Genomic DNA, 17,444 nt, shown 5'->3' with positions numbered 1-17,444 from the left:
TCTTCGTGTCGAGGACTCTGCAAATTCATGGCCGGAAATCACGGGGCTGGGTCACCTGCGGCTGATTACTCATCTGAGACCGTTACCAGGCCCGTCAGCAGGCTGGAAGACTTGAGCCGATGGTTGGGTTCGGCGGCCGCGGCTCTTCGCGCTCATCATCGCGGCGGCTCAAAGAAGGTCTCAAAAGTGCTCGGAGCCGACCCGACGTGGTTTATCGTACATGATGCATATCGGACGTGGGTGACCTTGGGTCTTGAGCCAAAGGGCGCTGAAAACGGTGATTTTGAAATCTTCGTAGAGCACCTTCGTCACGGCGTTTACGGTCGTTACAGAGGAAGCCCTAGAGCCATCATACGGAATTACATCGACGCACGCGATAAGTATGTTCAGGCGGCTGTAACGCTAAAAGGGCTAATGTCGGATGAACTTGGTTTTCGGCCTGTCGACGTAGCGAGAACTTTTGAGAGAATAATTTATGGGAAGGCGCTCGATACATTGATCGCTGAAGTTGCGGGATTCGAAGAGGCGAAAGAACAGTTTCTGGACTTTCGAAATCGCACCGATCTAGGAGTGTGATGAAATCCTTGAAGGTTTTAACCCTCCGCTATGAAGCCCACTCTCAACCTTCAAAACTATTCACGTCATCAAGATCATCATTGTCGTTGCCAGGCTTGGCAGCGGGCGATGCGATCTTGGCGAGAAACTTTCGGCGCGTCGTCACTCTCCGGTACGAAAGGGACCTTTGCATATACCGGAAGGGCACCACTGAAGGACGATGCCCATGGCAAAGCGGGATGCTCTGATCTGTCTCGTTAAGAAGCGTCTGAGTAAATGGCTGGCAGAGCGGCACATTTGCACTCCATGCGTTCGGCGGCTCCGGCAGGTAGCGGTGATTATGATGGAGTTGTAGGAGCACCCGGCCAAACCGGCGGGGACTGCTCCCACTATACCCCGCATTGGCTCACCAACAGATAGCAGCTGGGCGTCGAGACACTTCGAAAGGAAATGAAATGTCAAAACGTGCAAAAAGAACCACGAGAAAGGACGCTGAGAGCCTTTGGCCGGTCGGCTCTTGCTGGAGCCCAAATGTCTTCCTGTCTGTCACACTCGGCACCAAATTCGGTGAAGTTATCTTGCTGATCTGCGTCGATCGAAAACTTGCGGACGGATCGATAAAGCAGGTCGCTTGCGTTGAAGTGCCCCCGGATCTTATCGAGGCCTTAGCGGACAAGCTTCAAATCGCGAGCGACGTCTTGAAAGAGGCTCCCGGTTTGTCAGCGCGCTGTCGCTGGAGGGAATAGCGCTGTAGAAGTTCTTGCAATGGGCATCCCGAGCGACGCCGCCCCACGAGCAAAGGGAGGGATGCCCATTTCAAGAACGGGCCGCACGAGCACTGCTTCATCTGGGTAGGGATACGAACGACAAAATCCGGTAATGGGCAAAAGTCTGACAGCAACCTTCCTGGCCTTGTCCGACCGCTTCCAAACTTGAATTTTGGATGAAGTCTCAGCTGAACAGCCAGAAGTTTTGTGTCCTAGTGCAATCCCTATGTTAAAAAAGCGATTAGAATCAAAGATGTTCAATCTGAAGCATGGCCCCGCCCATGCTTCAGATTGACACATAGGTCTGAAGTCATCGCGTGGAATTCCCATGTAGCAGATTGACACATAGCCCCACTTTCCCTGAACCGCCCTTGACCCCCCCTTTCAAATAGAGCTCCCTGAAAAAGTGGGCACGACGCCGGTTTTAGAGACATCGACCTCCAACTTTCGGTCCCCTACCACCTCAGACCCATGTTTCATTTTGACACATAGGCCAACCATCGGGCTCGGAGCGGCATCTGCGAATATCGCCGTCGGCTTCGCCGATCTGCATTAAGTGCGGATCGGCTGGCGCGGCGCCACCGTTGGATCAATCGACACCATGCGGTTGCTGCAGGCTCGGCCAAACTAGTGGGGCTGAAGTAATTAGGATCTACGTCCGCTTTGGGCGCAAAAGCAGACGAAGTAGATAGCGCGTACGAATTCTGCTTTAAGCGTTGATCGTGACCGGGCTCCGCCTCCACTCCTTTCCAGTTGAGGCGGAGCGTTTCTCCGGCCGCTAAGGTGCATGAACGTGTTCGGCTTCGATAAGGGAGGGGTGCGCATCGGGCTTCGGGGCGAACCAGCGGTGAAGCGCCGGTAACACCAGCAGCGTTAGCACCGTTGATGAAACCAGCCCGCCCATGACGACAGTGGCCAGGGGCCGCTGCACTTCGGCGCCGACCCCGGCCGCAAAGAGCAGTGGTGCAAGGCCGAGCGCCGTCGTCAGGGCTGTCATCAACACGGGACGCGCCCGCAAGCCGGACGCTTCCACGGCAAGCTCGTCACGGTCCCGGCCCTGTCTGGCGAAATCATCCATGAAACTGACCAGCACCATGCCGTTCCCGAGCGCGATACCGAACAGGGCGATGAAGCCGACGGTCGCCGGCACCGAGATGGGCAGGTCCGCAATCCACAGCGCCATCGCCCCGCCAGTCAGCGCCAGCGGGATATTGAGCAGGATGAGGATGGCCGACTTCAACCGCCCGAAAGTCAGCAGAAGGATCAGGAGCACGATGCCAAGCGTGATCGGGATCACTACGGCAAAGCGCTCATTTGCTTCGCGCTGGAGCTCAAACTGACCGCCCCATTCGACACGGTAGCCCGCTGGCAGGTCGAGCTGGCCGGCGACCGCCGCCTGCGCATCGGCGACATAGCTGCCGATGTCGCGGCCCCGCACATTGAGCTGGACGGCAATGAACCGCTCGCCATTCTCGCGCGTGATCTGCCGGGGGCCGACGATCTCCCTGATATCGGCCACGCTTTCGAGCGGGACCCGCGCACCGCTGGCCGATTGCAGGATGATCCGCCCGATCGCCTCCGGCGTATCCCGGTCCGCTTCGGCATAGCGCACGATGACGGGGAACTGGCGCACGCCTTCGAACACGGCCCCCGCCTCGGCCCCGCCGACACCGGAGCGCAGGGCATCGAGCGCCTCCTCGACACTGAGGCCGTAGCGCCCAAGCGCCGGACGGTTGAGCGAGACCACTAGTTGCGGCGCGCCGGTGATCTGGTCGGCCTGCACATCGCTTGCCCCCGGAACCGCCTGCAGGATGGACTGCAATTCCTGCGACCCCCCAAGCAGAACCTCCGTATCCGGCCCGAAGATCTTGACTGCCAGCTGCGCCTTTGTCCCGGTCAGGAGTTCATCGACCGACATCGCGATCGGCTGGCCGACATTGACCCTGACGCCCGGAAAGCTGCCGAGATTCTCGGAAATGGCGGCGCGAAGCTCGTTCGGGCTGATCCCGTCCCGCCATTCGCTGCGCGGCCTGAGCGCCACGAAAGCCTCGATACTGTTGACCGGGTCGGCATGCGCGCCGACCTCCCCGCGCCCGATCCGGCTGACGATAGAACTGATCTCGGGAAACGTGTCCAGCAGTCTTGCCTCGATCCGTGTCGAAGTCTCTTTTGCTTCAGTCAGCGAGATGGACGGTGCCATGGTCACACGAAGCAGGACATCGCCCTCTTCAAGTGCCGGAGTGAACTCCGAGCCAAGGCGTGTCGCCGACAGCCCTCCAACCAGAAGCAGGACGCCCGCAAGCCCGACTGCCGCAAGACGCCGCCGGACGAAGAAGGCCGCAAGCGGTTTGATGAGTGAAGCAAGGCGGCTGTCGCCCTCCATTTCAGCGCTTTTCGGCGGACGCATGAGGCCCAGGGCCATGGCCGGTGCAATCAGCGCCGCATAGATCAGCGACCCGGTCATGGCGAGCGCGGCGGACGCGGCCAGCGGCCGGAACGTCTTGCCTTCGGTGCCCTGTAGCGAGAAGAGCGGCAGGAAGACGATGATGACGACAGCAACGGCGGCAATCAGCGGCGCGATCACCTCGGCGCTGGAGCGCGCAACCGTCGTGCGGCTGTCTTCGCCTTCGCGCCGTTCGCGCAGCCCCCGATCAACGTTCTCGGCGATGACGATGGCCCCGTCGACCATCATCCCGATGGCAATCGCCACACCGCCCAGCGTCATGAGATTGGCGCCGATGCCGAGCATGTTCATTGAGACGAAGGCAAAGCCGACCGAAAATGGGATCGACAGTACGACGACGAGGCTCGGGCGCCAGCCGCCCAGAAAGATGAGGACAATCACTGCGACGAGCAGAGCGCCTTGCCACAGCGCGGTCGTTACAGTGGCCGCGGCTTTCTCGACCAAGGCACCCTGGTCGTAATATGGAACAGCCTTCACTCCATCGGGCAGCGACTGGTTGATCTCCTCGAAGCGGGATTGCGCATTGCCGATGACTTCGGATGTATTGGTGCCATAGAGCTTCAGCACGAGACCGGCGACCGTCTCGCCGTTGCCATTTGCTGTGGCAAGGCCCTGGCGGACACCACCGCCGATGGCGACCTCGCCCAAATCACGAACGCGCACTGTACGCCCGTCGACTGTTTTCACAGGTGTCTCGCGCAGATCATCCAGCGTCCGGACGAGCCCAACACCGCGCACGGTGTACTGCTCGGCGCCAATTTCGATGAATTGCGCGCCAGCTGTCCGGTTGGCGCTCTCCAGGGCGGCGATGACCTCGCTGACGCTGAGATCATAGGAGGTGAGCTGGTCCGGATCGAGCCGGACCTGATATTGCTTTTCAAAGCCGCCCAGCGACAGCACTTCCGTCACGCCTTCAACCGACTGAAGCGGATACTTGATCATCCAGTCGGCGATCTCGCGCAGCTCGACCAGCGAGCGCTCGCCGGTCTCGTCGACGAGCCGGTAATACATGATGATGCCGAGCCCGGTCGAAATCGGTCCCATCTTCGGGGTGCCAAAACCTTCGGGAATGGCCTCGCCGGCCTCGCCGAGGCGTTCGCCGACAACCTGGCGGGCAAAGTAGACGTCAGTGCCATCCTCGAAATAGATATTGATGACGGACAGGCCGAAATTGGATGTCGAGCGGATCTCCTCGACCCTGGGCAGGCCGGACATGGCCGTCTCGATCGGATAGGTCACATAGCGTTCGACCTCTTCCGGCGACAGGCCTTCGGTCTCCGTAAAGACCTGGACCAGCGAGGGCGAGGGATCGGGAAAGGCATCGACGGGAAGGCTGCGAAAGGCGAACAGCCCCCCGATCGACAGGGCGAGTGCGGCAATGGCGGCAAGCAGCCGTCCACCCGCAAGGCGGTGCATCAGATTGATCATTTGCGGGTCTCCTAGTGTGCGTGGCCGTCGCCGAAAGCGTCTTTTTCAAGCTGCGCTTTCAGGGTGAAGGCGCCTTCCGAGACGAAGGCTTCGCCTGCCTGGAGCCCGGAGAGGATCTCGGTATAACCCCCGGCGCCGTCGCCTGTGCGGACCTCGCGGGGTTCAAAACCGTCATCAGTTGGCACGAAGACGGACGTCTTGTCCTCGACGCTGACGATGGCATCAGACGGCACACGCACGACGGGCGGTGAGTCCGCCGTCTGGATCCGGGCCGTCACGAACTGTCCGGGTCTCAGCCTGCGTTCGGCATTGTCGACGATGACCCGCGCTGTCGCTGTGCGGGACGTCTCATTGATGACCGGCAGGACATTTGAAATTGTCCCCTCGGCGAGGACGCGTCCATCATCCTGCTGAAGGATCACGGCCTGGCCTTCGCTGACCCTGGCGATATCTTCCTTGTAGACCGCGATATCGGCCCAGACGACACTGGCATCGAGGATGACGAACATCGGCGCGCTGCCAGCCGATACGGTTTCGCCAAGCGAAACGCTCCGCTGGATCACTTCTCCGGCCAGCGGCGCGGTCACATAGGCCTGCGCCAGCACCCCGTCCGCCGCCTCATCCAGCCTGTCCAGCACACCATGACCGATGCCGATGGCGTGGAGCCTGTTCTCGGTGGCCTCCCGCGCGGCATTCGCGGCCGAGAAAGCCGCACGCGCCGACTGCACATCGGCTTCGGACGTGATCTTCTGTTCCCAGAGGTTTTCCTCGCGGTCCAGTTCCGCCCGCGCCAGACGCTCGGCGCTGAGCGCATTCATATAGTCAGCCTTGAGGCCGGCGAGTTCACGGCTGGTCAGCCGCGCAAGCCTCGCACCGGCTTTCACCGTGTCGCCCTCGCCGGCATGGAACTCGGCGACAATGCCGTCCACCTGTGGCGAGACCCTCGCCACCCGGTCCGCGTCGAAACGGATTTCGGCGGGCAAGTCCAGAGCCCCCGAAACCGGTCCGGTTCCGGCCTGCGCAATCCGGATTCCGGCCGCTTCAGCTGCCTCGGCGCTCAGCTCGACATGGTCGCCACCTTCTTCATGGCTATCAGCATCGCCGCCATCGGCCTCATCATGGCTTTCATGGTCCTCACCTTCACCCTCTTCATGGGCTTCATGGTCATCATGGCCAGCTTCGGCTTGCGAGGCCGTCCGGTTTGCAACAGACGAACCGGAGGCGTCATTGCCGCAGGCACCAAGATACAGGAGCGCCGGCCATAGCAGCGCCGCATAGAGCAAATTCAGTTTCATTGGATATCTCCTTCGAACGGCGCGGCGCCAATCAGCGCACGCAGCCGCAAGGTTTGAGTCTGGAGCGCAAGCCGGGCATCGATCACGGCGGCGCGGGTTTCGATCAGGCTGCGCCGCGCATCAAGCGTGGCGGTCAGGTCAAACTTGCCAACCCGGTAACCCTCAGCGGCGGAGGCATAGGCGTTTTCGGCCAGGGGAAGGGCTTCGCCCTCGAGACGCTGCAACCGGGATTTCGCGGCCCGGACCTGCGCGGCGAGACTCGCCTGCTCCGCTCTCAGCCTTGCTTTCACGGCCCTCGTATTCAGCTCCGCCCCTTCGGCGCGGAACCGGGCGGCGTGTGTGGCATCCTGGTTACGGTCGAAAATTGGAAGCGGCAGACTTAAACCCGCGAGGAACGCACTGTCGCCTGTGTCTTCGAACCGCCGAACGCCAGCCGAAACTTTCACATCGGGCCAAGCCTCCGCACGTGCGCGATCAATTCCAGCAGAACGGGCAGCCTCCTCCGCAGTCGCTGCGACCACACGCGGATGAGGCCCGCCGCTCACTTCCGAAGTGGTATCCTGCATTGCTAGCGAATTCACGCCTCTATCCGGCAGCACGAAATCGACCTCCGCACTTCCCCATAGCGATGCAAGCGCAAGGGCGTTGGCTTCAACTTCGCCCCTCGCCGCATCAGCGGCGGCCCGCAGCACTACCAGGTCTGTGCGAGCGCGGGTCAGTTCAGGCGGTGAGGCAGCGCCAGCATCGACCCGGCGCTGGACGACACTTTCCAGTTCTTCAGCGAGATCGGCAGACGCGTCGGCGACCTCTGCCATCTCGATTGAGGCTTGCAGATCAAGAAAGAGTTCACCGGCCAGTGTGGCTGCCTTCAGCCGTTGCGCCTCGCATTCAGCACTCGCCAAAGCCGCTTCAGCCTGACCCAAGCGCTCGGCCAACCTGCGTTTGCCGCCGAGGCGAAATGTCTGCTCAAGCGCCAGCGTCGTCTCGTAGGCGTCGAAACCCTGGAGCTGTCCTGTTCCGGCGAAATTCTCGGTCTCCAGAGAGATTGAGGGATTCAGTGGCTGCCCCGCCTGGTCGGCATCTGCCGACGCGGCACGCGCCTCAAGCGCCGATAGCATCACTTCCGGAGCCTGCCTGCTGGCGCGAGCGACAGCAGCGTCCAGCGTCAGTGGTGCATTCGGGTCCTGACTGGCTTGGGTTGCGGGCATTGGTCCGCAACCGTCGGCATAGGCTGGTCCTGTCAGTACAGGTACAGCCATAGCGGCGACCACGCCGCAAATTGCATGTTTCATGTGAGGGAGTGTCCTCGTCCAGATTCAACGATGGTGCAGGCAAAGCCGCACCCCAGCTAAGACTGTCGTTGATCTAGGCGCGGGGAGGACGGTAGAGGCCGTCCGGGGCAAGCCCCATCGGCACCGCGTTTACAAACGCATGGCGCTTGTGGGATGTCGCAATATCCAATGAAGCAGGCAAGAAACCGCCCCCCATGATGTGGACATGGCACGTTCCGCAGTGATGCGAAGTGTGGGCGTGCCCTTCATGGTCTGGCGTTTCCGCAGGATCTTCTGCGTTCCCCTGAGCATCAGCACAGATCGCTGCTTCCTTGTCCGCGGCGTGGGCCAATTCGGCTGAGGCGCTTACCGGCGCAATCAGAAAGGCTGCCGCAATGACAATGACGAGCAATGCGCGCAGATGCATGATGAGATGCGTTCCCTGCATGATGCCTCGATAGCAGACCTGGATTGAAATCTCACTAACGCTTTCCAGCTAATTCTGGAATCTACAGCCGCTAGAGGGTCAAGCCTTTAGTGATGGAGAACTGGCAAGAACCTCTGCGCCCGCATGATCGTCTGCCAGACAAGTCTCATGGTCGCTGAGCGATGCCAGGACAGAACACGTCCCAATCCGGCCACCTTCACACGCTGACACCATACGCTTCAATTCAGCTTCAAGAGCTTCGAGCTGTGTCAGTCGCCGCCGTACTTCGCCGAGTTGACGGCGGGCGATTTGGTCCACCACTGCACAATCCCGATCGGGCTCCACCTGTAGCGAAATCAGTTCCCTGACCGTCTTCACCGAAAATCCCAGATCGCGGGCATGCCGAATAAAGGCGAGACGCTCAACAGCATTCTGATCATAGAGTCTTTGGCCGCTTTTGCTCCTGTCAGGCTCCGGGAGTAGATCAATGCATTCGTAGTAGCGAATGGTTGTGACCTTCACACCTGTGGCACTCGCCAGTTTTCCGATCGTCATCATGCCCACAACAAATACCTCTTGTGTCTACAGTTACTGTAGACTGTAGGATCTGAAGGCGAAGCACAAGTTACGAATTTCTTGAAACACCATGGCGTTCAATCAAATCATTCAACTGGTCGGGGTCGTCGCGGGAAGCGGATTTGTGATCATCCTCCTCTGGTCGGCGCTCTTTCCCTCTCACAGAATTTGGCCACCGCAGTACTATTCCCGCCTCACGGCCATCGTCACGTGGATTGCTACACTGGCAGTCTTTGGACCAGCGCTGTGGCTCGGCGTAACAGGCTGGGGCAGCCTGGGGCTTCCGGACTGGCTTCGGTTTGGCCCGGGACTTTTGGCCGTGCTCTTAGGAAACGTGCTGGTCTGGCCCGCGGCTTTCCGCTTTGGGTTTGATCAGACATCCGGAGACACGGGCAAGCTCATGACGACCGGTCTTTATCGCTACTCCCGTCACCCGCAATATGTTGCCGACATGCTGATGCTGGCAGGTTGGGCGGTGCTGAGCGCATCCGCGTCTGCCCTTCCTGTCATATTCGCAGGAATCGCGGCACTGGCCGCCGCACCTTTTGCCGAGGAGCCATGGCTACGAGAAACTTATGGCGCTCAGTACGACGCCTATTGCAAGCGGACGCCGCGTTTCATTGGCGTGCCAAGGGAGACAGGGTCATGAGCGATTGCTGCAATCAGAAAACCTTCGATGGAACGTCGACAGCCTACCGGCGCGCGCTGCTGGCGGTGACAGCCATCAACGCCATCATGTTCATCGTCGAGATATCTGCAGGCTACCTTGCGAGATCGCAGGCGCTCAAAGCCGACGCGCTCGATTTTGGCGGCGATGCGGCAACCTACGCCATCAGCCTGGCCGTCATAGGAATGAGCGCTTCGGTACGCGCGAAGGCGGCGCTGTTCAAGGCCGGAACGCTGGCTTTGATCGCCATCTTCATTCTCGGCACGACCGGCGCGCGCATATTTTCAGAGGGCACGCCGGAGACTGTAACGATGAGCCTTATCGGTGGCCTCGCCTTCATGGCCAACATGCTCAGCGTCATGATACTTTTGCGCTGGCGCGACGGAGACAGCAATGTGCGCTCGGTCTGGCTCTGCTCGCGAAATGATGCGATCGGCAATGTTGGTGTGATCCTGGCCGCAGCGCTTGTTGCGGTGACAGGCTCGGCGTGGCCCGATATCGTTGTCGCAGGCATTCTCGCCAGCCTTTTCCTGCGTTCTTCCTGGTCGATAACCTTACAAGCCATCGACGAGTTGAGGGCTGGCGCAAAGGGCACACAGGCATCAAGGGAAGCAGGCCGTTGACCTTGCGGATTCCTCCGGTGCTGCAGCTTGCTGGCTTCCTGATCGCTGCGTGGCTTGTCGCCTGGCTCCTCCCAAGTCTCGCCTACGACATTGGACCGGTCGGGGTATTGCTCGCTGTCATGCTTGCCATCATCGCCAGCCTGATACTTCTCGCCGCCCTTGGCGCGTTCAGGACAGCGACGACAACCGTAAATCCGGTTCACCCTGATACCGCAGCGCAGCTCGTGACTGGCGGGATATTCCGTCTTTCCCGCAACCCCATGTATCTCGGCTTCGCAATGCTCCTTGCCGCAGGTGCCGTGGCACTCGGGAATGCGGCGGCACTCATCTTTCCGGGCCTGTTCGTCGCCGCCCTCACGTATCTGCAGATCAAACCCGAAGAGGTCGCACTGCGCGCAAAGTTCGGCGCTGATTACGAACAGTACTGCGCGAGGACCCGGCGATGGCTTTAGTAGCATTTTGCAGGTAAGCAATGTCTCCTTCCGGGATAAACCCGCCCTCCCCTCCTCGCATAATCGGCCCATATGGGAAATTTGATTTCGGCGAGCATCAAGTGTCGACCAATTCCTTCAAACTCGATCGCAAAGCAGACTTGAAGGCCGGATCTTTTGTGAGCAGCCGGTAGAGCTCGAGTTCGGTTCGGCGTTTTTGCATCAGCACGTCTTCAAAAATTTTATCGAAGGCAAGCTTGCGATTGTGGGCATCGGGGTTCTGCTTGTACTTCGTCTCAAAGTCCGGGTGCGCCTGGATTCTCTGCGCAAGATCCAGAAACTTCACGCGTTGCTCTTCGGGCGTTGCGGCCCACCCCTCGAACCATCGTTCATTGAACGTAGCGACGATGGTTTCCAGCAGATCTCGTTCGTCGCCGCCAGAATGCGTGCTCCGAGGGTTCGCATTCTGCGGATCCATTTCGGTGACCGAGGGGTCAAGGCTGATCGAATGGCTGAGCCTTGTGCGCTCCAAGCCGTAGGACGACAGATCTACAGACTCCAGGAGCTCATCCAGTTGATCGGCATCGGGATCCCTAACGACGAGCTTGGGGATGAGAAATTTTAGAAACCAGAAGAGCTTCTCCCAGACCAGAACTTCGAACGGAAGGATCGAGGCCATCTGTCCATAGATTTTGACAAATTGCTTTGCCTTGATTTTGAAGTCCGCCTTCTCGTCGTCTTCTAGATCGAGCTCATCATTGAAACGGTGGGCGGCAGTGTCGATGAGTGGGCTAAGATCCTGAGCGTCTGCATTTGAGAAATAGCGCTCGTTAAACGTCTGAACTTCGGACCACTCATACACGCCCTCATCGTCGAGGTGGTCTTTCAGCTCATGCAGCACATTAACGTCAGTTGCTTCTGAGAGAGAGGTCGCTGTGTAGAAATCGTCAAAAGCAGCTTTGATATCATCAACAGTGTTGAAGAAGTCGAGAACGAAAAGGTCCTCGGTCTTTTTCCCAAGCTTCGGCGCCGCCCGGTTCAGTCTCGAAAGGGCCTGGACGCAGAGAACGCCCTGCAGCTTCTTGTCCACATACATGGCAGACAGCTTCGGCTGATCAAAGCCGGTCAGATATTTGTTGGCAACGACCAGTAAGCGATAGGTGTTTTCAATCGATTGGCCATTATGGATGATCGGCTTTCCTTCTTCATCGACGCCATCGAAAAATTGCTTCGTCTTGTCGTCTGAGATCCCGTTCAGGCCAGCTTCCGTGTAAGCAACACCATCAACCAGCTTCTCTCCTGAGAAAGCGATCAGCGCGTCAAACGGCTTCCCCTTCTCGCTCAGAAGCTTCCTGATAACCCTGTAGTATCGAATGGCGGCTTCGATGTTTTGCGTCACGATCATGCCGCGCGCTTTGCCGTGCAGCTTCTTTGCGTTCACGACATTGGTCATGAAATGATCGAGCATGATTTCAGCCTTCACGGCGATCGTGCTCGGGCTGCGCTCGACGAAGGCTTTAAGCTTCTTTTGCGCCTTTCGACTGTCGAATTCCGGATTGTCTTCGATGGACTTCTGGATCTCGTAATAGCTTCGATATGTCGTGTAATTGGCGAGCACGTCGAGAATGAAATGCTCCTCGATGGCCTGTTTCATCGTATAGAGATGAAAGGGGTGAAACGTGCCGTCCGGCCTCTGCTCACCAAACTTCTCGAGCGTCGTATTCTTGGGGGTCGCAGTGAAGGCGAAGTAGGAGGCGTTTCCGCGCATCTTTCGCGCCCGCATCGCCGCAATGATCTTGTCCTGAATATCATCAGCATCGGGATCATCAGCGTCGCGGCCCATCGCCATGTTCATCTTGCTATGGGCGGTGCCGCTTTGTGAGCTGTGCGCCTCGTCAATGATGACGGCGAAGCGCTTGTCACTCAGATCGTCAATGCCATCCACGATGAAAGGGAACTTCTGGATGGTCGTGATGATGATCTTCTTGCCTTGCTCAAGAGCTGCTCTCAGCTCGGCTGAGGAATGCGCTGGCGCGACGATATTCTTAACCTCGGAAAACTCCTTGATGTTTTGACGAAGCTGCTGATCAAGGAGGCGGCGATCGGTGACCACGATAACACTGTCGAAAAGTGGAATATCCTTCGCTCTCGCGCCCGGCAGATCTGCGCGCTCCGGGTAGGCCTCAATCAGCTGATAGGCGGCCCATGTGATGGAGTTTGACTTTCCTGAGCCGGCCGAATGCTGGATGAGATAAGTGTGCCCAACGCCTTTGCTCGAGGCATGCCCGATCAGCTTACGCACAACATCAAGCTGGTGATAGCGCGGGAAGAACAGCGTCCGCTTGGCGAGTGGGTCCCTGGACGAGCCATCGAGCCGCATAAAGTGCTGAATGATGTTGGCAAGGCTCTTGCGCGAAAAGACCTCTTCCCAGAGATAGGCAGTCTTGTGGCCATACGGGTTGGGCGGATTGCCCTTGCCGCCATCATGCCCTCGATTGAAGGGCAGAAAGAAGGTGCTCTGACCCGCCAGCTTAGTCGTCATGAACGCATCGTCTGTGTCGACGGCCATGTGCACCAGGCAGCGCGCAAAATGGAAAAGGGTCTGGCTGGTGTCCCGGTCCTGGCGATACTGCTTTTGGCCGTGATAGCGCGCGGTCTGCCCCGTCCAGGCATTCTTCAGCTCCAGCGTGACAATCGGCATTCCATTCAGGAACAGAACAATATCGATCTCTTCGAGAGGATTGATTTCGGAATAAGTCAGCTGGCGCGTGCAGCTAAAGATGTTGGACTCGAAATTCTCTCGAACCGCTTCAGAGCTGCTCGCGAGCGGTGCCGGATACATCAAATAGAGGTGAGCGTCGTCGACGCTAAGCCCCTTCTTCAGGAGATGCAGCAGGCCATTCTTTCTGGCGAGCCTATCAAAGCGCTCCAGCACTTTTCTCTGCCAGTCAGGCCCTGATCGTTTCAGCTTGTCCAGCTCGTCAGCTTGGGTGGCTTCCAGAAACCCCCAGAACATCTCTTCATCGATCGCAAACGCCTTGTTGAAGTTCTGCGGCTTTCCAATCCGGTAGCCATGATGAAGCCCTTGAGGCGCGGCAGAGGGTGATAGTTTAAGCTCTTCACTCGTGAGGCCCGCGAGCTTGCGTTCAATCGCCGCTTCCAGGGCGCGTTCATTCGTTTCGCTGACCATTTTCGCCCCTAAACCAGTTTGATCTTTCCAGTCACCGCCGCGTTGATCAAGCTCGTCTTGTATTCCCGCAATGCGGTGATCTGGGATTTCTTGAAGTCGATTGCGCCATCCAAATCTTGGGTCTTGCCTTCCAACCAGGTTGCAATCCGGACCTGTTCATCTGGTGGAGGCGCAAAGACGGGTAGGTTTTTCAAAAGCTCTTGGCCGAGGGAGGCCCGGGTTACGATGTTTACTTCGTGGGCAAAGAACACCCGAACGTAATCAGACCGGAACAGGAAACGGGCAAATTCGGGAACGATGCTGCCAACCTTCGGTCGAAAGCGAATGAGAAAACCGGAAAAAGTTGCCTTGGGAATATCGGAAGTCGCAGCCGATGCGATACCGATCTCCGATGCGACCTCCGATGTCCTTGTGAAGAAGATGTCCCCAGCTTTCACCGAATACAGTGCCTGAGCGCGGCTATCCGACTTCGCAAGACCCGATGCATTCTCAGGCAGTATCTCGTTATTGAAGACGTCCCCGTAGGTGATGAATGGGTGTCCGGAGCCGAAGTAATCAGCCGCCTCACTGATACCGTTCTGAAAGCTTCCCATGTTGCGCAGCTTCAGGACCTCCCAATGCGCGGGGATCTGGCCGATCCAGTCGATGCCGCTGTCCTTCATGGGCGCGGCGGGGTTCAGGCCGCGGGTGACAGCCTGTTGGACCAGGATCTGCCTGCGCTCGGCCAGCAGCCTGATCTGCGCCTCCTTGATCCGCACCGCCTCGTCAATCGTCGCGCATTTCCCATCCAGAAACGCCGCGATGGCGCGTTGTTCCTTGGGCGAAGGCAGCGCGACCAGAATCGTTCGCATCTCGTCGTATCGCGTCGTCCAAAGGTCTGCGACGATGCCGCGCCCCACTCGGTAATACTCCTCGACGAAAGCATAGGACTTCAACAGATGGTGGCAGAACTCAGGCAGAATGCGCTTTGGCTCAAGCACGATGTTGATCAGTGAAACTGAACCATCCAGCGGGGAAACACCGCTGGACCCTTTCCGGTCGGATCGGCTGTTGATGACGAAATCGCCCGCTCTGACCAGTTTACGATTGTCCCCATCGTTGGTTTTCGCAGCGGTTGCCAACTGCGGAAAGATACCGTTCTTCGTGACTGAGAGTGGTTCAAAGTCTGTGTCCGACACTTTCTGACGCCGCTCTTCAAAAAGCCCGCCAAGGCGAGCCAACTCCCAGTTGGCGGGGAAATGACCAACCCACTGGACGCCACTGTCGCTATACTCGTCGTACTTCGGATATGCCGCGATGTTCATTCCGCCGGCTCTAGCTTGGTCGCGACCTCGACGCCAAGGATGTCGGCGATCAGCCCGTCGGCCTTTTTTTCCAGCGCCAGGATATCCTGCGTGACCTCTTCAAGGCTGCGCAGCGGCTTGTGGCGGTAGAAATACTTGTTGAAGCTGATCTCGTAGCCGATCTTCACAGAGTCGAGGTTGATCCAGGCCTCGTCCACATGCGGCTTCACCTCCGCCAGGAAGTAGCGGTGGATGTCATCCTTCAGCGGCACGCTTTCCGCATCGCGCAGGTCAGAGGTGCTCTCGTAGGTCAGGTAGCTGCCGTCCGCTTGGACGTACCAGCCGAAATCGGCCAGATCGCCTGCCGCACAGCCCAGATGCGTGGTCAGCTCCTCGACCTCCGCGCCGGTCAGCTTGTGGGTCTTGGCGATGACCTTCTGGGCGGTCTCGTCGTACCAGCTGACGGCGTTCAGGATGGCGTTCTTCTCGGTCACGCCCAGCTTGATCTTGCGCGCCTTGATTGCGGCGTTCACCGTCTTGCGGAAGGCGTTGAAATCATCGGTCTCCTCCGTGCCCACATCGCCCATGATCTGGGTCGCCGTGGCCAGCAGGTCCCGCAGCCGGGTCCAATACTTGGTGTCGAGCAGCTTGGTCTTTGCCTTGGCGTTCAGGGTGATGCCCGCTTCCTCGCACCATGCGGTGATTGCCTTGGTCTGTTCCTTGAGGAAGCCCGGCTGATAGACCTGATCGCCGTGTTCGCCATAGAGCCACTCCATGGGCTCGCGCAGCGACCTGTCAAAGCGCAGGGGCGCAAGGCGTTCGGCGCTGAAAGCTGCGCGGCGGCGGTCGGGGCGTTCGATGGTGACCTTGTGGTAGCCGAAGTCGGCGTTGTCGAAGACCTGCACGGCGATGCCGGTGGGATCGTTGTTGGCATCCATCTCGCGCTCGATTGGGGCGAAGGCGAGGAAGGCGTCGGTGATCTGCTGGATGTGCTCGTCCGAGAACTCGCAGTTCTTGTCACCAAGGTTCTTGCGCAGCTTACGGAACAGCAGATTGGCATCGATAAGTTGGACGCGCCCGCGCCGCGCCTCGGGCTTGGCGTTGGACACGGTCCAGATGTAGGTCGTGATGCCCGTGTTGTAGAACAAATTGTTCGGCAGCTGGATGATGGTGTCCAGCATGTCATTCTCGATGATGAAGCGGCGGATATTGGATTCCCCGCTGCCGGCGTCCCCGGTGAACAGGCTTGAGCCGTTGTGGACGGAGGCGATGCGCGAGCCGAGCGAGGCATCGGTCGCTGATTTCATTTTGCTCACCATCTCCATCAGGAAGAGTAGCTGACCGTCTGAGGTCCGCGGCGTAGCGTCTACGGTCTCCTTGTTTCCCCAATAGTCGGTGAGCTCGACCTGGAAGCGCGGATCGATGACGGTCTTGCCGTCCTTGATGTATTTGACTTCGCTGTTCCAGCTTTTGCCGTACGGCGGATTGGACAGCATGAAGTCGAATCGTTCCGACGCAAACTCATCCGTGGACAGCGTTGATCCTGGTCGAATGTTCTTAGGGTTGTTCCCCTTGATCATCATGTCGGACTTACAGATGGCGTAGGTCTCGTCGTTGATCTCTTTGCCGTACAGATAGACATCTCCCGAGGCCCGGATCGCGCCCTCTTCGTCTTTGATATAGTTCTGCGCCTCGGTGAGCATTCCGCCCGAGCCACAAGCCGGGTCATAGATCGTCATGACCGGGGGCAGCTGGTCCTTGATTGGATCGAAGACCAGGTGTGTCATGAGGTGGATCACCTCGCGCGGCGTGAAGTGCTCACCAGCTTCCTCATTATTCTCTTCGTTGAACTTACGGATCAGTTCCTCGAAAACATAGCCCATGCCGAGGTTCGACAGGGCAGGAAGGCGCGTGCCATCGGGCGCCTCGGCCCCGTGCGGCGTCAGATTGATGTAGGGCGATACGAATTTTTCGAGGACGTCGAGCAGGACATCTTTTGCCGCCATGTGGCGGATCTTTGATCGAAGCTCGAACTTTTCGATAATCTCGCGGACGTTCGGGCTGAACCCGTCGAGATACTCTTCGAAGTTTTGAACCAGGATCTGCTGATTGTTGGTTGCCGTGCTATAGAGCTTGGAGAGCGTCCATTTGCTCGTATTGTAGAACACGTAGCCGGACGCCGTTTTCAGCCCGCTCGCATCCAGTTCGCCAAACTCCATCTCCTTCTTCTGGAACTCGACCTCATCCAGAACAGCCTGCTTCGACGACTCCAGAAGGGAGTCGAGCCGGCGTAGTACGACCATAGGAAGGATCACATCGCGGTATTTACCGCGCACATACACATCCCTCAGGCAGTCGTCCGCAATGCTCCAAATGAAGGAAACGAGTTTGTTGTGCGCGGAATTTTCCATATTTCGCCCTCCAGACACCAAGATGTGCCTTCTACGCCCTCAGCTTTAAGCTGAAC

General features: G+C 58.6%; 12 protein-coding genes. 4 read left to right on the top strand and 8 right to left on the bottom strand.

Going from position 1 to position 17,444, the window contains the following annotated elements; all coding sequences use genetic code 11:
* A partial coding sequence (locus Q1K29_RS16390; protein WP_300396208.1) for a hypothetical protein occupies positions 1-576 on the top strand: 576 nt, incomplete at its 5' end.
* A gap of 1,524 nt (positions 577-2,100) precedes the next feature.
* Here the strand turns inward: Q1K29_RS16390 and Q1K29_RS16385 are convergent.
* From Q1K29_RS16385 to Q1K29_RS16365, 5 genes are all read right to left on the bottom strand, one after another.
* On the bottom strand, positions 2,101-5,214 hold the full coding sequence (locus tag Q1K29_RS16385; RefSeq protein WP_300396206.1) for a CusA/CzcA family heavy metal efflux RND transporter: 3,114 nt from the start codon (positions 5,212-5,214) through the stop codon (positions 2,101-2,103).
* 11 nt (positions 5,215-5,225) lie between these two features.
* Positions 5,226-6,509: an efflux RND transporter periplasmic adaptor subunit gene (locus Q1K29_RS16380; RefSeq protein ID WP_300396204.1), complete on the bottom strand. Its 1,284-nt coding sequence runs from the start codon at positions 6,507-6,509 to the stop codon at positions 5,226-5,228.
* A complete protein-coding gene (locus Q1K29_RS16375; protein WP_300396201.1) occupies positions 6,506-7,801 on the bottom strand; it encodes a TolC family protein in 1,296 nt (431 codons plus the stop codon). Before Q1K29_RS16375 ends, Q1K29_RS16380 begins: the two co-directional genes overlap by 4 nt.
* A 73-nt stretch (positions 7,802-7,874) precedes the next feature.
* Positions 7,875-8,207 (bottom strand): DUF2946 family protein, encoded by a 333-nt coding sequence (locus Q1K29_RS16370; RefSeq protein WP_300396199.1) that lies wholly within the window; start codon positions 8,205-8,207, stop codon positions 7,875-7,877.
* Positions 8,208-8,306: 99 nt separating this feature from the next.
* On the bottom strand, positions 8,307-8,765 hold the full coding sequence (locus Q1K29_RS16365; RefSeq protein WP_300396197.1) for a helix-turn-helix domain-containing protein: 459 nt from the start codon (positions 8,763-8,765) through the stop codon (positions 8,307-8,309).
* An 88-nt stretch (positions 8,766-8,853) separates the two neighbouring features.
* Between Q1K29_RS16365 and Q1K29_RS16360 the strand changes: the two genes are divergently transcribed.
* The 3 genes from Q1K29_RS16360 to Q1K29_RS16350 are packed head-to-tail and all read left to right on the top strand — an operon-like array spanning position 8,854 to position 10,525.
* Positions 8,854-9,432, top strand: coding sequence for an isoprenylcysteine carboxylmethyltransferase family protein (locus tag Q1K29_RS16360; RefSeq protein ID WP_300396195.1), 579 nt, complete (start codon positions 8,854-8,856; stop codon positions 9,430-9,432).
* Positions 9,429-10,073, top strand: a complete 645-nt coding sequence (locus Q1K29_RS16355; protein WP_300396193.1) for a cation diffusion facilitator family transporter — start codon at positions 9,429-9,431, stop codon at positions 10,071-10,073. Before Q1K29_RS16360 ends, Q1K29_RS16355 begins: the two co-directional genes overlap by 4 nt.
* Positions 10,070-10,525, top strand: coding sequence for an isoprenylcysteine carboxylmethyltransferase family protein (locus Q1K29_RS16350; protein ID WP_300396191.1), 456 nt, complete (start codon positions 10,070-10,072; stop codon positions 10,523-10,525). The genes Q1K29_RS16355 and Q1K29_RS16350 overlap by 4 nt, the downstream gene beginning before the upstream one ends.
* Positions 10,526-10,622: 97 nt before the next feature.
* Here Q1K29_RS16350 and Q1K29_RS16345 read toward each other — a convergent pair whose 3' ends face one another.
* Genes Q1K29_RS16345 through Q1K29_RS16335 form a run of 3 tightly spaced genes read right to left on the bottom strand, consistent with a single transcriptional unit; the run spans position 10,623 to position 17,388 of the window.
* Positions 10,623-13,694 carry a DEAD/DEAH box helicase family protein gene (locus Q1K29_RS16345; RefSeq protein ID WP_300396189.1) on the bottom strand — a complete coding sequence of 1,024 codons (3,072 nt, stop codon included), beginning with the start codon at positions 13,692-13,694 and terminating at the stop codon, positions 10,623-10,625.
* Positions 13,695-13,702: 8 nt separating this feature from the next.
* A complete protein-coding gene (locus tag Q1K29_RS16340) occupies positions 13,703-14,998 on the bottom strand; it encodes a restriction endonuclease subunit S (protein ID WP_300396188.1) in 1,296 nt (431 codons plus the stop codon).
* Positions 14,995-17,388: a class I SAM-dependent DNA methyltransferase gene (locus tag Q1K29_RS16335; RefSeq protein WP_300396186.1), complete on the bottom strand. Its 2,394-nt coding sequence runs from the start codon at positions 17,386-17,388 to the stop codon at positions 14,995-14,997. Before Q1K29_RS16335 ends, Q1K29_RS16340 begins: the two co-directional genes overlap by 4 nt.
* Between the last annotated feature and the right edge of the window lie 56 nt (positions 17,389-17,444).

It is taken from the genome of Henriciella sp. (assembly GCF_029937755.1).
Taxonomy (GTDB): domain Bacteria; phylum Pseudomonadota; class Alphaproteobacteria; order Caulobacterales; family Hyphomonadaceae; genus Henriciella.
This window is presented reverse-complemented; position numbering and strand designations above follow the sequence as displayed.

Excerpts from the sequence above, each read along its gene's own strand:
- Q1K29_RS16385 (WP_300396206.1), bottom strand. The coding sequence starts at position 5,214 with ATGATCAATCTGATGCACCGCCTTGCGGGTGGACGGCTGCTTGCCGCC.
- Q1K29_RS16380 (WP_300396204.1), bottom strand. The coding sequence starts at position 6,509 with ATGAAACTGAATTTGCTCTATGCGGCGCTGCTATGGCCGGCGCTCCTG.
- Q1K29_RS16375 (WP_300396201.1), bottom strand. The coding sequence starts at position 7,801 with ATGAAACATGCAATTTGCGGCGTGGTCGCCGCTATGGCTGTACCTGTA.
- Q1K29_RS16370 (WP_300396199.1), bottom strand. The coding sequence starts at position 8,207 with ATGCATCTGCGCGCATTGCTCGTCATTGTCATTGCGGCAGCCTTTCTG.
- Q1K29_RS16365 (WP_300396197.1), bottom strand. The coding sequence starts at position 8,765 with ATGATGACGATCGGAAAACTGGCGAGTGCCACAGGTGTGAAGGTCACA.
- Q1K29_RS16360 (WP_300396195.1), top strand. The coding sequence starts at position 8,854 with ATGGCGTTCAATCAAATCATTCAACTGGTCGGGGTCGTCGCGGGAAGC.
- Q1K29_RS16355 (WP_300396193.1), top strand. The coding sequence starts at position 9,429 with ATGAGCGATTGCTGCAATCAGAAAACCTTCGATGGAACGTCGACAGCC.
- Q1K29_RS16345 (WP_300396189.1), bottom strand. The coding sequence starts at position 13,694 with ATGGTCAGCGAAACGAATGAACGCGCCCTGGAAGCGGCGATTGAACGC.
- Q1K29_RS16340 (WP_300396188.1), bottom strand. The coding sequence starts at position 14,998 with ATGAACATCGCGGCATATCCGAAGTACGACGAGTATAGCGACAGTGGC.
- Q1K29_RS16335 (WP_300396186.1), bottom strand. The coding sequence starts at position 17,388 with ATGGAAAATTCCGCGCACAACAAACTCGTTTCCTTCATTTGGAGCATT.